General features: G+C 74.0%; 10 protein-coding genes and 1 pseudogene. 9 read left to right on the forward strand and 2 right to left on the reverse strand.

Features of this window, described 5'->3' with window-relative positions; all coding sequences use genetic code 11:
* Positions 1-161: 161 nt before the first annotated feature.
* A complete protein-coding gene (locus ACFVDM_RS19660) occupies positions 162-1151 on the forward strand; it encodes a LuxR C-terminal-related transcriptional regulator (protein ID WP_383641110.1) in 990 nt (329 codons plus the stop codon).
* A gap of 88 nt (positions 1152-1239) precedes the next feature.
* On the opposite strand, the gene ACFVDM_RS19665 is transcribed toward ACFVDM_RS19660, so the two are convergent.
* Positions 1240-2163, reverse strand: a complete 924-nt coding sequence (locus ACFVDM_RS19665; protein ID WP_383641113.1) for an aminoglycoside phosphotransferase family protein — start codon at positions 2161-2163, stop codon at positions 1240-1242.
* Positions 2164-2249: 86 nt separating this feature from the next.
* On the reverse strand, positions 2250-2927 hold the full coding sequence (locus tag ACFVDM_RS19670; protein WP_383641117.1) for a 4'-phosphopantetheinyl transferase: 678 nt from the start codon (positions 2925-2927) through the stop codon (positions 2250-2252).
* An 810-nt stretch (positions 2928-3737) separates the two neighbouring features.
* On the opposite strand from ACFVDM_RS19670, the gene ACFVDM_RS19675 reads away from it, so the two are divergent.
* The 8 genes and pseudogenes from ACFVDM_RS19675 to ACFVDM_RS19710 form a co-directional block, all read left to right on the forward strand.
* Entirely contained in the window at positions 3738-5294 is a 1557-nt protein-coding gene (locus tag ACFVDM_RS19675; protein WP_383641120.1) for an amino acid adenylation domain-containing protein, read from the forward strand.
* Positions 5291-5602: a hypothetical protein gene (locus tag ACFVDM_RS19680; protein WP_383641123.1), complete on the forward strand. Its 312-nt coding sequence runs from the start codon at positions 5291-5293 to the stop codon at positions 5600-5602. Before ACFVDM_RS19675 ends, ACFVDM_RS19680 begins: the two co-directional genes overlap by 4 nt.
* Before the next feature lie 74 nt (positions 5603-5676).
* Positions 5677-8772: a condensation domain-containing protein gene (locus ACFVDM_RS19685; protein ID WP_383641126.1), complete on the forward strand. Its 3096-nt coding sequence runs from the start codon at positions 5677-5679 to the stop codon at positions 8770-8772.
* Positions 8765-10621 (forward strand): condensation domain-containing protein, encoded by a 1857-nt coding sequence (locus ACFVDM_RS19690; RefSeq protein WP_383641129.1) that lies wholly within the window; start codon positions 8765-8767, stop codon positions 10619-10621. The genes ACFVDM_RS19685 and ACFVDM_RS19690 overlap by 8 nt, the downstream gene beginning before the upstream one ends.
* Positions 10618-11583 (forward strand): phosphopantetheine-binding protein, encoded by a 966-nt coding sequence (locus ACFVDM_RS19695; RefSeq protein ID WP_383641132.1) that lies wholly within the window; start codon positions 10618-10620, stop codon positions 11581-11583. The genes ACFVDM_RS19690 and ACFVDM_RS19695 overlap by 4 nt, the downstream gene beginning before the upstream one ends.
* Entirely contained in the window at positions 11573-12988 is a 1416-nt protein-coding gene (locus tag ACFVDM_RS19700) for a condensation domain-containing protein (protein ID WP_383641135.1), read from the forward strand. The genes ACFVDM_RS19695 and ACFVDM_RS19700 overlap by 11 nt, the downstream gene beginning before the upstream one ends.
* Positions 12988-14016 carry a Rieske 2Fe-2S domain-containing protein gene (locus ACFVDM_RS19705; protein WP_383641138.1) on the forward strand — a complete coding sequence of 343 codons (1029 nt, stop codon included), beginning with the start codon at positions 12988-12990 and terminating at the stop codon, positions 14014-14016. Before ACFVDM_RS19700 ends, ACFVDM_RS19705 begins: the two co-directional genes overlap by 1 nt.
* 57 nt (positions 14017-14073) lie before the next feature.
* A pseudogene (locus ACFVDM_RS19710) lies at positions 14074-14781 on the forward strand (BTAD domain-containing putative transcriptional regulator); the annotation flags it as partial.
* Between the last annotated feature and the right edge of the window lie 182 nt (positions 14782-14963).

The raw sequence follows: 14963 nt of genomic DNA on the forward strand, positions 1-14963 counted from the left end.
CCAGACCCGCACGCAATTCTGTTACGGATCTTTCGCGACAACTAACTTCGGATATAAGGCAGTTGAGGAGCACACCCTGCCGCCGGGCGGCTCGCCGGGAATCCCGGGCGCACCACCCGGCACTCATCCTCCGAACGACTGGGACCGCGAAGAAGCAGTCAGTGGGAGAACGCATGTTGCGGCGGCTCGGACTCGACCAGACCACGGAGGCCGTCTACCGGCTGATGCTGCGGAACCCGCGGCTGGGGGTGGTGGATCTGGCCGGTGAGCTGGGGGTCGGTGAGGATGTCGTACGGGCGGGCCTGGACCGTCTGGCGGATCTGTCCCTGCTGCGGCCGACCGATGCTCCGGCGGGGGTCACCCCGGTCAGCCCGCATGTCGGGCTGGAGACGCTGATCGCGGGCAAGCAGGCCGAGCTGGCCCGGATGCAGCAGGTGGTGGAGGAGAGCCGGGAGGCGGTGACCCGGTTCGTCGCGGAGTTCAGCTCGGCCATGGGCACCCGGGAGCTGAGCACGCTGGAGCGGCTGATCGGGGTGGACTCGGTGCGGCTGTGTCTGGAGGAGCTGTCGGCGGAGGCCACCTCGCAGACGTGTTCCCTGGCGCCCGGCGGGCCGCAGACCAGGTCCAACCGGGATGCGAGCCATCCGATCACGTCGGGGCTGCTGGCCCGGGGGGTGCGGGTGCGGACGGTCTACCTGGACAGTGTGCGCAACGATCAGGCGAGCCTCCAGCACGCGTTGTGGCTGCACGAGATGGGCGGCGAGGTCCGCACGGCGCCGACGCTTCCGCTGCGGCTCCAGATCATCGACGCGAAGGCGGCCCTGCTGCCGCTGGACCCGCTGAACACGGCCGCGGGCGCGGTCCTCGTACGGGAGCCGGGGGTCGTCCACATGGTGGCGGCGCTGTTCGAGCAGATCTGGGACCTCGCCAAACCGACGGAGAGTCCGCCGGAATCCGTACCGGTGCTCAGCGCACGCGAGCAGGAGGTGCTGAAGATGCTGTCCCGGGGGATGACGGACCAGGCGATCGCCCGGCACCTCGCGGTGTCGCTGCGCACCGAGCGGCGGATCATCTCCGATCTGATGGAACGGCTGGACGCCCAGACCCGTTTCCAGCTGGGCCAGCAGGCCGTGCGGCACGGCCATCTCTGACCGAGCGGGAGCATGACGGGTGTCGCGTCAGCAGGTTTGCCGTCACCGGCCCTCACCGGCCCGTCACTGGCCCGCCGTCGGCCGGAGGTCACCGGGTGCGCAGCGCGTCCGCGATCGCGACGGATGACGGAGCGAGCCGGGTCGCACCGTCGTCGATGTCCCAGAGTGCGTTCTGCAGCAGCCGTCCCAGGGTCCAGCCGGTCGCGCGTGCGCGGTCCAGGGCGAGGGCGTCGGTGAGCAGGTCGAAGCGGCGCCGCACGATGCGCGGGGTGTCGCCCTTCGCCACGACGTCGTCCCATCTGCTGTCCAGGGCGGGCCACAGATCGAATCCCGGGTCCCCGGCGAGTGGCTCCGGATCGATGGCGATCCACGGCTCGCGCCGCGCGGCGAGAACGTTGTCGTAGTGCAGATCCCAGTGCAGCATCCGGTCCCCGGGCTCACCGGCCAGTTCGGCCACGGCCGATGCCCAACCGCGCAGGAGCCGGCGGTCGGCCGGGGCGGCCAGCCTCGTGATCGCCCGGGGGGTCCGGTCCAGCATCTCGGAGGCGATGGCGCCGAGACCGCGCAGTCCCGGCGGCGCGGGGACTGCGACCAGCCGGGCGTGAAGGGCGGCAAGGGTGCTCATCGCCACGTCGTCATCGGTGAGCGAGGCCAGCGTGCGGGCGCTGTTCAGGCGCTCCAGGAGCATGCTGCTGCTCAGGGGGTCGTGGTCGAGCAGGCGCACCGTTCCGTTGCCGTTCCAGGTGCGGAGGCCGATCAGTGCGGCGGTGGTCTCCTGCCGGGGCATCTGGAGTCTCAGGACCGCCGGCGTACGGTCGGGGCGCAGCACCGGCAGTACCAGTGAGGCTTCTCCGGCTCCCGCGGTGCCGTCCCGTTCCAGATCCCAGCGTTCCAGCATCTCTGTCGCGAGAGCCGGCAGTCCGGCGATCCAGGCCCTTCCCTCCTCGCCGAAGCCGGTGGCGTACGACGCCGCCAGGTGATGCGGGACCTCGGCTTCTTCCAGCGTGTTCACATCGCATCTCCTTCGCCGGAATGCGGGTTCGCGCCGCAACCTACCGGAGGCCGACGGCCGGTCCTGCCATCGCGGCGTACGCGCTTTCACACCACGACCGCGGTGAGGATCAGGCCGTTCCGTACGCACCAGCGGCCGTTCATGGCCGTGAGCGGTGTCCCGCCGACCGGCGGTCCGGTGCGGTGCAGGGCTGCGGTGAAGGTGCCGTCCGGTGCGAGCCGGACGGTGGCGTCCTCGTGGTCCAGCCAGCGGCGGGCCAGCGGGAACCATGCCTTGTAGACGGACTCCTTGGCGCTGAAGAGGAGCCGGTCCCAGCAGATGTCCGGACGGTCCGCGGCCCAGGCGGCGAGGGCCAGGCGTTCCTCGGGGCGGGCCACCCTGGTGAGGATCCGGTCCGGGACGGGCTCGTGCGGCTCGGCGTCGATGCCCAGGGAGGCGACCGTGCTCTCCCTGGTCAGTGCGGCGACCCGGTAGCCGTCGCAGTGCGTCATGCTGCCGAGGATGCCGGGGGGCCACAGCGGCTCGCGGTGGCGGCCGTTGGGGATGGCGACGGGGGGATGGCCCAGCCGGGCCAGGGCCTCGCGGGCGCAGTGGCGGACGGTGGCGTACTCCCGGCGGCGCTGTTCCACGGCCCCGGTGAGTGCGGCCGCCTCCTGCGGGAACAGGGTCGCCCCCGGGACGTCCCCGAAGACCTCGACCACCGCGGTGCCCGGCGGGAGCAGCGGCTCCATCGCGGGGCCCGGAGGCCGATCGTCCTGCGGCATCCGTGCCCTCGCCTTCTGGCCCGCGCGCTCGGCGGATGTGAACGGAGAATGTGAACTGCGGTCCGTGGCTCGGGCGTTGACGTGGACTGGTGTTGACACCGATTGGTGTTGACACCGATTGGTGTTGACACCGACTGGTGTTGACACCGACTGGTGTTGACACCGACTGGTGTTGGTGGGGGGTGCCGGGCGGCGCCGGGGACACTACATCGTGGTGGCCGCCGGGTGCGCAAGGAGGCCCGCGCGCCCCGTGATGCCGTTCGCCGCACCCCGTATCCCGTGTCCTCCGCTCGTATCCCCCGCCCCGCACCCCCGTATCCCGTACGGAACCGCGTGAGATTTGACGAAGTGCGGGGTTTGAGGATCGCCGGAGTGAGACTCGGGTGCCGCTCGAACCGGCACAGAGGTGCCATGCGTACTTCGTGTCACCGCTCAGCCCTTTCACGCGGTTCCTCCTTCCGGCCAGCATCTGACTCGGCGCCCCGGGGCTCTCCCCAGGTCACAGGCTCTGGGGTGCCCGGGTATGCCGCCCACCCGGCCGCGAGGCCGGGCCCCCCGACACGGGAGCTGTTCCTGATGAGGAGTTTGACCAGCGTGTTTCCGATGACGTCGTCCACGTCCCCGAAGCACACCGGCGCCCGCTTCGCGCCGGGCCGCACCGCCCCGGCACTCGCCGGCGGCGGCCGCCGTTCCGACGACGACATGGGCTGGCAGTAGCCGCGGCGCATCTGCTCCCTCGTCCGGTCCGAAGCTGTCCGCCGGGCGCGTTCCACGTCCCGCGTACGCGCCACAGAGAACGGGGAAAATGCGGTGAACACCACCACGGCCACCATGCGACACCCTGAATTCCAGCGCGTCGAGGCCCTCTTCGCCCAGCAGGTCCTTCGCACGCCGGACCGCGTCGCCCTCGTCGACGGGGACCGGAACCTCACCTATGCCCAGGTGGACGAGAGGTCCCGCCGCATCGCCGGGCTCCTTGCCGGCAACGGCGTGGTCACCGGCGATCCGGTGGGCGTCGACGTGGACCGGACCGCCGATCTGCCGATCGCCCTGCTGGGCGTGTTGCGGGCGGGCGGCGGTTACGTACCGCTGGACCGTTCGTATCCGGCGGAACGGCTCGGCCGGACGGCCCGTGCGGCGCGTCTCCGGCTGGTCCTGTCCGACGGCGACGAGCCGCCGGAGTGGGTCCCCGAGGGGGTCCGCGTCCTGCCGCTGCGTGCGGACGACGACCTGGCCAGGTTCGACGGGCGGGCCCGGCCCGTCGATCCGGGGACCGACTCCATCGCGTACGTCCTGTTCACCTCGGGCTCGACCGGCCGGCCGAAGGGGGTGGCCATGCCGCACCGGGGGCTGGCGAACCTGCTTCCCGGGCAGGGCGGGCCGAGCGGGCTGGACGGGCCGGCGCGCACTCTGCAGTTCGCGCCGGCCGGGTTCGACGTGGCGTCCCAGGAGATCTTCCCGACCTGGCTGTCCGGGGGAACGCTGGTGATGCTGCCGGCCGCTACGCGGCTCGGTCCGTTCGCCCTGCTCGACCATCTGGTGCGCCACCGGGTGGAGCGCATGATCCTGCCGGTGGTCGCGCTGGACATGCTCTGCCGGGCCATCTGCCGCCGGAAGCCCGATCTGTCCGCGCTGAAGGATGTCGCCGTCGCCGGGGAGCAGTTGCGGATCACGGCGGCGATGCGGGCCGCGTTCGGTACGCATCTGCGGGCGCGGCTGCACAACCAGTACGGCCCCACCGAGACCCATATGGCGACCGCCCACACCCTGTCCGGGGATCCGGCCGCGTGGCCGCTGCTGCCGCCGATCGGCCCGGCCGTGCCGGGGATGTCCGTGCTGGTGGCGGGCCCCGACCGCACGCCGCTGCCGCCGGGCGAGGCGGGTGAACTCCTGATCGGCGGGAAGCAGGTGGCGCTGGGCTATCTGCACCAGCCCGAGCTGACCGCGGAGCGGTTCGTCGTCGTGGAGGGGCACGGGCGGATGTACCGCAGCGGGGATCTGGTGCGTCAGGAGGTGGACGGCACCGTGCACTTCCTGGGCCGGCTCGACGACCAGGTGAAGATCCGCGGGTTCCGGGTGGAGCTCGGGGAGGTGGAAGCGGTGGCCGAGGAGGTACCGGGGGTGGGCGCGGCAGCGGCGGTGGCCCGCGTGGACAGTACGGGGCGTTCGTCGCTGGTCCTGTTCGTCACCGGGGACCTTCCCGACGAGGACACCGCGGAGCGTGTCGTACGGGCCCGTCTCACGGCCGCCCTGCCCGACTACATGCTCCCCGCCCGGATCCGGCTGGTGGACCGGCTGCCGCTGACCGGCAACGGCAAGGTCGACCGCAAGGGGCTGCTGGCCTCCCTGACGGCGGCGGCCGTATGAGGACGCTGAAGATCGGGCTGGTCCCGGACGGGTCCCCGGCGGCCGCGGTCCCGTCGCCGGACGGCCTGGCCGCCGGTCTGTCGAAGGTGCTCACCGGCCTCGGTGTCGAGCATGTGCACGTGGTGCGCGGTGCGGGCCGGCTGGACGCCATCCTCTACTTCCTGGCGGAGGACCCGCTCGGCGCGGAGCGGGAGATATGCCGGGCGCTGCGGCGGTCGGTGGGGAGCGGTGAGCTGCGCGGCCTGAAGGTCGACGTGTGCGAACTCGACTTCTACCTGTCCGTGGGACTGACGTCGGCGGAGGACTGACCGGCCGTACCCGGCCTTGAGCGCCGACGCACCACCTCCCTGTCCGTGGAAGCCGTCGCAAGGTGAGGATCACTGTGCCCGAATCGACCGAGCAGCGTCTGCTGCGTCTCGGTCCCGGTGAGCGCCGGGAGCTGCTGAGACGTCTGCGTGAACGGGCCGCCCCCGCGGCCCCGGAGCCCTCCCCGTCCGAGGGGCGGCTGCTGCCCGCCTCCCCGATGCAGGCGTCGCAGTGGTTCCTGTGGAACGTCGACCGGGGCGGCAACAGCTACCACATCCTTCATCTGCACGAGCTGTCCGGCGCGCTCGACGAGGCGGCGCTGCACCGGGCGCTGCGGGGCGTCCTCGCCCTGCACGACGGGGTGCGGGTCCACTTCCTCCAACGGGAGGGGCGGGTGTGGCAGAGCGTCCGGCCGGTCCCCGATGAGGTCCTGGAGACCACGACGGCCCCGGACCGCGCCACGGCGCGGGAGGAACTGGTACGCGGGCACTCCCGGGCGTTCGACCTGCGCGACGGGCCGCTGTACCGGTTCTCGCTGTGCCGGTTCGGGACGGGCCGGTATCTGCTGATGCTGTCGTTCCACCACAGCGTGATCGACGACCAGTCGGCCGTGGTGTTCCACCGGGACCTGTCGGCCCTGTACGCCCGCGAGTCGGGTGGGCGGGGGCCCGTACCGGTGCGGGGCCCGCAGTACCAGGACGTGGTGCGGGCCTGGAGCGAACGGGACGGCGGGCTGGACCACTGGGTGCGGACGCTGGCCGGTTCGCGGCCCACGACCGCTCCGGCCGACCGTGTGCCGGCTCCGGGGCAGCGGCTGCGGCTGCGCCTGGAGGTGCCGCTGCCCGACGGGGACGACGCCGCGCTGCGCCGTCTCGCCGCCTCCTGCGGGACGACGGTGTACGTGGTGGCGCTGGCCCTGTGCTGGCTGTTCCTGGCCAGGGTGTCGGGCGACCGTGATGTCACGGTCGGCTCACCGGTCTCGCTGCGGGAGGGCTCGCGCGATCAGGACGTGGTGGGGTTCTTCCTCAACTCGCTCGCCCTGCGCGGGCGGATCCGGCCGGAGCGGTCGCTGCGCGACCTCGTCGGCCAGGCCCACCGGGTGTTCGGCGAGGCGATGGCCCACCGCCGGGACGCGCTCGACGACGTCACGGCGGCCGTGGCACGGGCGACCGGCCGTCACGGACAGCCCCTGTTCCGGCCGCTGTTCGCCTATATCCGGGGGACCAAGGGCGAGGACGGGCTGCTCCGGCTGCCCGGTCTGGTGGTGACCCACGACCCCGTCAACACCGACGGTTCGTCGTTCGAGCTGGGGGTGACGGTCCTCGACGAGGGCGACCGGCTGTACGTCCTGCTGGACCGCGCCGCGGAGGTCTACTCGCAGGCGTCCGCCGAGCGGTGGCGGGCGGTGTGGCTGCGGCTCGCGGAGGCGGCCCGTGAACCGGACCTGCCGGTGGGCCGGCTGCTGTACGACGACCGGCCCGCGCCCTCCGGCGGGGCGGCGGACCATCGGGGGCCGGTGACCGATCCGGTCGGCGCGAACGACCCCGCCGTCCTCGGCGGGGGCCTGGCGGTGACGCGCGGGGAACTGGAGCGGGCCGTCGGGGTGCTGGCGGGCCGGCTGGCCCGCCGAGGTGTGGGGCGCGGCGGCGCGGTGGCGGTGGAGCTGCCGGCCGGTCCGGCGGCGGTCGCCGCCGTGTTCGCGGTGTGGCGCCTGGGCGCGACGGTGACGGCGCCGGGCCCGGGGGTGGTGCGTGTCCTCGCGGAGGGCGGGGAGGGCGCGGCGGGCACAGATGAGGTGGACGGCGCGGACGGGGTGGTGGTGTCGCCCGAGTTGGCCGCGTGGCGGGGCGAACCGGCCGCCCCGGTCGGCCGTGTTCCCGATGCCGCCTGTGCCTGGGACGCATGCGGAGATCCCGGACAGCGGGTCTCGTACGGCGAGCTGCGGCGGTACCGGGCGCTGCTGAACGAGCTGCGCGGGGAGTGGACGGAGCGGCTGGGACGGGTTCCCCGGGCCGGGGTGGGCGCGCCGGTGTCCTCGCCGTTGTTCGTGGCGCAGGCGCTCGGCCGGGCGGCGGGCTGGATCGCGGTGTGCGGTCCCGGGGACGGTGGTGCGGCGGGCGTCGATCTGGTGCACTGCGCGACCGACCGGCTGGAGGCGTGGGCCGCCGTACCGGATGACGTCCCGCTGCCCGCCCTGCTGCTGACCGCCGGGCGGCCACCGTCCGCGCGCGCCCTGGAGCGGCTGCGCGAACGGGGCACCGAGGTGCGGTCGCTGGGGCCCGTCGCCGGGGTGCGGGGTGATCCGCTGGGGCGGCGGAGCGGCTGGCTGCCGGTGGGCCCCGAGGGGCGGGCGGCTCCGGTGGGGACACCGGGTGAGCTGGTGGTGCCCGCGGGCCCCTGCGCGACGGCGGGGAGGACGGGTGAGCTGGTGCTGCCCGCACGGCCCCGCGCGACAGCCGACACGACGGGGACGCCGGGTGAGCTCGTGCTGCCCGCACGGCCCCGCGCCACGGCGGCCACGCCGGGGAGGACGGGGGAGCAGGTGCTGCCCGCACGGCCCCGCACGACAGCCGACACGACGGGGACGCCGGGTGAGCTCGTGCTGCCCGCACGGCCCCGCGCCACGGCGGCCACGCCAGGGAGGGCAGGTGACCAGGCGCCGCCCGCAGAAACCCGCGCGGCAGCGGGCACAGCGGGCAGGACGGCGGCGCTTCTGGTGCCCGATCCCTCGGCGGACGTGCCGGGTGGCCGGGTGCTGCGGACCGGTCTGCGCGGCCGGACCGGTCCGGCGGACGTCCCGGACCCGCTGCACTGGACCGATCCGCGCGTCCCGGAGGAGGTCCGGCGCGTCGAGGCGGCGCTGCGGGCCGGGCCCGGAGTGGCCCAGGTCGTGGCCGTGCCTCCGGTGGACGGCACGGGCGGACCGCTCACCGTCTTCCTCGTGCGTGAGCGGGGGGCGCGGGTGACCGAGGGCGAGTTGCGCGGTGCCCTTCCCGCGCGGCAGTCCTCCCGGGCCTCGGTCCGGCTGGTGGCACTGCCCCGGATGCCCCTGACCGCCGCCGGGGACGTGGACCGCGAGGCCCTCGCCCGGCTCGCCGGATCCGCCCGGCAGAACAGCACCGCACGGCAGTCCGCGTCACCGAACCAGAAGGAGGCAGCCCCCCGTGTCTGATCAGCATGTCATCGGCGCCACCCCGCAGGCCCCGGCCGGCGATCGGCTGGCAGAACTGGCCGCCGCCGTCCAGTGGGAGGGTGCGGGCACCCCGTCCCCCGCCGCGCCCCCGGGCGAGGAGCCCGCGGGGCTGCTGGGCCCGGTGCGGGTGGTACCCGCGGCGCCGGCCCAGGTCCAGCTGTGGCTGGCGCACACCCTGGCCCCCTCGGGGCTGCTCAACGACCGGATCATTCTGAGGATCGAGGGGGAGCTGCGGACGGATGCGCTGCGCTCGGCCGCGGCCGGCGTGGTGGCGGCGCACTCCGCGTTGCGCACCGTGTTCCGTTTCGAGGACGACCAGGTGCGCCAGCACGTGTACGCCGGGGTCGAGGACCCGCTCGTCGTACGGGACCTGCCGGCCGAGCTCGGTGGCCCGGTCGACGAGGACACGGCGCTGCGCGTGGCCCAGGAGGAGGGGTCCGGGGAGTTCGCGCTGGAGCACCGGCCGCCCGTACGTATGACGCTGGTGCGGGTACGTGAGGGGCTGCAGTTGCTGGTGGTGGCGCTGCATCACATCAGCAGTGACCAGGACTCGCCCCGGCTGCTGCTGACGGAACTCTCCGCCCGCTACCGGGCCGAGACGGGCGGTACGGCGTACGCGCTGCCGCCGGCCCTCGGCTACGACGCGCTGGCGGACCGTCTGCTGGCGGAGCTGGGGGAGGCCGGGACGGACGCGTTGGCGCGTCACTGGTCGGGCCGGCTCCAGGGGGTGGGCCGGGCGCGGCCGCTGCCGCTGGGGACCGCGACGGCCGCGGACTCCCGGGGCGGCGGCGGGAGCGTGGAGACGGCGGCGGACCCGGCGTTCGGCGAGGCGCTGCGCCGGACGGCCGCCGGGCTGAGGGTGTCCGTCTTCGCGTTCACGCTGGCCGCGCTGCGCGTGGCCCTGTGGCAGCTCACCGGCGAGCGCGACCTGCTGGTGGCGTCGCCGTTCGGCCAGCGTCACGGGGCCGACGCGGACCGGGAGATCGGCCCGCTGATCAGCACGCTGGCGCTGCGCAACCCGGTGGACCCGGAGGCGTCGTTCGCCCGTCTCGTCCAGGCCGAACGGGGCGAGGTGCTCACCGCGATGGCGTACAGCCGGCTGCCGCACGGGACGCTGGCCGAGCGGGCGGCGCTCCTGGGTCTGCCGGCTCTGCCCGCGCTGCCGGACCTGCTGTTCTCGTACGAGGAGAGCGAACCGGGTCCGGTGGAGTTCGCGGGGCTGCCCTGCGAGGCGCTGCCCATCGGGCCGATCGGGACCGCGTTCGCGCTGTCCGTGAAGGCGGTGACCGGGGCCGACGGCGCGCCGGCGATCCGCTGGATCCATGGGGCGTACGGGCGGGAACCGGTGCGGGCGCTGGCCGAGGGGTATCTGGAGCTGCTGCGGCGGCTGGTCGACGATCCGGGGCGGCCCGTGGGTTCGCTGGACAGCCCGTTCGACGCCGCGTCGTTCCCGCTGCCGGCCGAGGTGCCCGGCCGGGGGCCCGCCCGGGAGGGTGCCCGCCCGCCCCACTCCCCCACCGAGCACGCGGTCGCCGCGGTCTGGGCGGAGCTGCTGGGGATCGCGGCCGTGACGGACGCCGGGCAGAACCTGTTCGAACTGGGCGCGCATTCGCTGTCCGTGGCCCGTGCCGCCGCCCGGCTGACCGACGAGTTCGGCGTCGAGGTGCTCACCACCGATCTGTTCGTCCGGGGCACGGTCGCCGAGCAGGCCGAACTGCTCGACGAGCTCCAGCTGAGCGGTTTCGACGCCGCGGACGAGGAGGAACTCGCCGCCGCGCTGGACCTGATGGAACGCGGTGGGGCGTCGGCCGAGGGGGGTTCCCGGTGAACGGGCGCGTACGGTCGGCCTTCGATCTGTTCTCCGATACGGCGGACACCGGCCCCGGTTCGCCGGCGGTGGAGGCCGGGGACGGGACCGCGTCCTACGCGGAACTCCGCGCGATGGCCGAGCGTCTGGCGGCCCGGCTCGACGGTGCCGGTGCGGTCGGTGTCGCGGCGGGCGGAGGTCTCGCCCTGAGCGTCTGCCTGCTGGCGGTGGTGCGGGCGGGGACGACCGCGGTGGTGCTCGCCCCGGACGGCCCGCGGGGCCGGGAGTCCACCGCGGGCGTCCGGCTCGACGTCGTCCTCACCGACGCCGGCGACCGGGGCGAGTGGCCGGGGGTCCCCCATTGGGACGCCCTGGTCGCCGCCTCCGAGGACGCCCCGGAGCGGTACGCGCTGCCGGCCGCGCCCTCCGGTACGGGGGCGGACCCGGTGCTGGTCGTCCCGGACGGCGGCGGGGCCCTCACGCTGCGCGCGGACGGTCTGGCGGAGGCGGTGGCCGAGCAGGCCGGACGCCTCGCCGTCCCGGCCGGGGCGGCGGTCGACCCGTGGCGCGAGCACTCCGTCCCCGGCGCGCTCACCGCCATGCTCGCGGCCTGGTCCCTGGGCGCCGTCGTCCGGACCGGGCTGCCCCCGGCCGCGGCCGTGGCGGTGGACCGCGACGTGCTGGAGGAACGGCTCACGGTCTTCTTCCGGGAGACCCTGGGCGACCCCGGCGTCGGCCTCGACGACGACTTCTTCGAACGGGGCGGCCACTCCCTGCTCGCCCTCGACCTGGTGTTCCGGATCTACGACGAGTTCGGTCTGGAACTCTCCGCCCAGGACGTGTTCGAGGCGACCACGGCCCGGCGGCTCGCCGCCCTGGCCGACTCCCGCGCCCACGGCGACGACGGGGACTACGACTCCCTCGTCGACGAGATCGCGAGCCTCTCCGACGACGAGGTGGAGAGGATGCTCCGTGAGCTCTGAGGTGCTGTCCCCCGAGCGCATGGCGCTGCTGAAGGCCCGTCTGGCCCGCCGCGCCGCCCCCGCGGACCCCGTCCCCCGTCTCACCGGGCTGCCGCGCACCCCCGCGACCGTGCTGCCGCTCTCCCACCAGCAGGAGGAGCTCTGGTTCCTGCAGCGCCTGGCCCCCGAGAGCACCGCCTACAACACCCCGGTGCTGTGGCGGATCGCCGGATCCGTGGACCAGATCGCCGTCTCGGCCGCGCTGAGCCGGCTGACCGCCCGTCACGAGGTGCTGCGGACCTCGTTCCCCGAACGGGACGGCGAACCGGTGCAGCAGCCGCACCCGCCGGCCGTGCGGCGGCTCAAGGTCCGCCGCACCGCGGACCGGGAAGCCACGGACCGCCTGGTCCGGCGGGCCGGCGAGCGCCCCTTCGACCTCACCGCCCCCGGTCTGCTGCGCCCCCTGCTGGCGCTGGACCCGGACGGGGCGACCCTCCTGCTCGATCTGCACCACATCGCGTCCGACGAATGGTCCGAGCGGGTGCTGTGGCGGGACTTCCGCCACTTCTACCTCGCCGAACGCGGCCCGGCCGACGGCCGGCTGCCCGAACTGCCCGTGCAGTTCGCCGACTACGCCGCCTGGCAGCGCGACCGCCTCCGGGGCGAGCGGCTGGACCGGCTGACCGCCCACTGGCGTTCCCGGCTGGGCGGTCTCGCCCCGCTGCGGCTGCCGCTCGACCGGCCCCGGCCCCGGACGCAGACCTTCGGCGGGGCGGTCCACACCTTCGACCTGCCCTCCGGCCCCGCCGCCGGACTGGCCGCCCTCGCCCGCGCCCACGGGGCGACGCCCTTCATGGCGTACCTGGCCGTCTTCGTCCTCCTGCTGTCGCGGGTGAGCGACCAGGACGACGTGACGGTCGGCACGATCACCTCGGGCCGCGACCATCCGCACCTCCGCGATCTGGTCGGCTTCTTCGTCGGCACGCTCGCCCTGCGCACCGACGTGCGCGGCGCGGCCGACTTCCCCGAGGTGCTGCGCCGGGTCCGCGCCACCGTCCTGGACGCCCAGGCCCACGAGGCGCTGCCCTTCCGGAAGGTGGTCGAGGCGGTCCGCCCGCCCCGGACGCCCGGGGTGCCGCCGCTGGTGCAGGTCCTCTACTCGTACACCGCGGCCGGCCGGGAGGACGCCCGCGAGCTGGCGGGCGCCGAGGTGACCACCGGCGGGGTGGAGATGCCCGTCGCCCGCTTCGACCTCGTCCTGAACGTGTGGGAGACGCCCACCGGGGCGCTCGCCGCCTTCGAGTACAACACCGCCCTGTTCCGGGAGCGCACCGTGCGCCGCCTCGCCGGCCTGTACGGCGATCTGCTGCGCCGGATCTGCGCGGCTCCCGGCACCCCCCTGAACGACATCCGTGAGGAGTCCTGATGGAAGAAACCGAACACCGGCTGCTGCGCCGCACCTGGTTCCCCCTCGCCCGGATCGAGGACATCGGCGAGTCCACGGTGACGGCGGCGAACATCCTGGGCACCGAGCTGGTCGTCCACCGGGCCGGCGGCCGGATCACCGTCGCGGACGGGCACTGCCCGCACCGGGGCATGGCCCTGCGGCTCGGCACCGTACGCGACGGCTGTCTGGAATGTCCCTACCACGGCTGGCTGTTCGAGCCCGGGACGGGCCGCTGTGTGGAGATCCCGTCCCTGCCCGCCGGGACCCGGCCCTCGGGGATCTCCCTGCGGACGTATCCGGTGAAGGAGGCGTACGGGCATGTGTGGAGCTGTCTGGAGGACGACCCCTATCTGCCCTTCCCGGAACTCCTCGGATACGGGGAGGAGGGATGGAGCTACGCCTACGGCAACCCCACCGAACTGGCCTGCGGGATGCGGCAGATCACCGAGAACCTCCGCGACATGGCGCACTTCCCGTTCGTCCACACGGGCACGATGGGCCCTCATGTGCGCCGGGAGGTGAGCCCGTACGAGATCAAGCGCGACCGCTGGGACATGGAGTGGGCGCTGGAGACCGAGCTGGGCGGTACGGCGCTCGGCGGCCACGAGGCCCTGGCCAACCGTCAGACCCTGACCTACCGGCTCACCCTGCCGATGGCCGCCTACGTGCGCACCTCGTTCCCCGACGGGGCCGGCCGGTTCATCGCCCAGTTCGCCACCCCGGTCAACGCGGAGGGCACCCGGATCCGCCACTTCTGGATCGTCGGCATCGACCGGAAGGTGTCCACCGGTCCGCACGCCGTGTCCCTGGAGGAGATGTGGGAGTACGAACGCCAGATCTTCGAGGAGGACTTCCCGATCGTGGAGAACCAGGTGCCCGCGGAGTCGCCCCTGGACGTCCACTCGCAGGTGCACACGCGGGCCGACAAGTACGCCATCGTCTTCCGCCGTCTCTACCGCGAACTCCTCGACGAGTTCGCCGCCGCGGGGGAACCCCCCTCCTCCTGAACCGCACGGCCGGCGTCCGTCACCGGGCGTCCGCGCGAAGCTCTCGTAGGAGAACTCATGCGTTTGCGATTCCAGATACTCGGACCGCTTGAGGTCCACGGCAGCACCGGCCGCATCCCGCTGACCGGAACGAAGATCCACACGGTGCTCGCGGCCCTGCTGCTCGCCGAGGGCGAGGTGGTGTCCGACGGCAGGATCAGCAGCCTGCTGTGGGGCGGGGATCCGCCCGCGACGGCGGACGCCCAGATCTATACGAACATCTCGCGGCTGAGGAAGGTGCTGGGGCCCGGGGTGGTCATCGAGCGGCGCTGGCCCGGCTACCGCATCGACGCGCAGACCGTGGACCTGGACTACCGCCGGTTCGCCTCGCTGAGCGCCGCCGGTCACCGTCAGCTTCAGAACCGCCACTTCGAGGCCGCCTCGGCCTCCTTCCACGAGGCCCTCGCGCTGTGGAAGGGCAGCGCCCTGTGTTCGGTCACCGATTTCATGACGAACTGCGAGGCGCCCCGGCTGCACGAGACCCGGCTGTCCGTCGTCGACGGGCGCATCACCGCGGACCTGGAGCTGGGGCGCCACGCCGAACTGGTCTCCGAACTGCGCCTGCTGGTCGACCAGCATCCGCTGCGGGAGCTGCTGCGGTCCCAGCTGATGCGGGCCCTGCACCGCTGCGGCCGGCGGGGCGAGGCGGTGGAGACGTTCCACCAGGGGCGCAGGATCCTCGACGACGAGCTGGGGGTGGGCGCGGGGGCGCTGCTGAACGAGGCGTACGCCGAGATCATCCGGGAGCGGCCGGCGCAGGCGCCGCCCGCCGGCGCGCATCCGCTGCCCCCGCTGTTCCAGGGGGCCCTGCGGTCGATGGCCGGCCGGGCGCTGCTGCCCGAGGAGGTGCTGCGGTCCCTGGTGGCGGCCAAGTTCATCCGGCCGACCCGGCACGGGGTGGACGGGCG

It is taken from the genome of Streptomyces sp. NPDC057682, assembly GCF_042799575.1.
Lineage (GTDB): Bacteria > Actinomycetota > Actinomycetes > Streptomycetales > Streptomycetaceae > Streptomyces.

What these genes read in the sequence shown, in the direction of transcription:
- ACFVDM_RS19670 (WP_383641117.1), bottom strand. Translation starts at nt 2,927, where the DNA reads ATGCCGCAGGACGATCGGCCTCCGGGCCCCGCGATGGAGCCGCTGCTC.
- ACFVDM_RS19705 (WP_383641138.1), top strand. Translation starts at nt 12,988, where the DNA reads ATGGAAGAAACCGAACACCGGCTGCTGCGCCGCACCTGGTTCCCCCTC.
- ACFVDM_RS19680 (WP_383641123.1), top strand. Translation starts at nt 5,291, where the DNA reads ATGAGGACGCTGAAGATCGGGCTGGTCCCGGACGGGTCCCCGGCGGCC.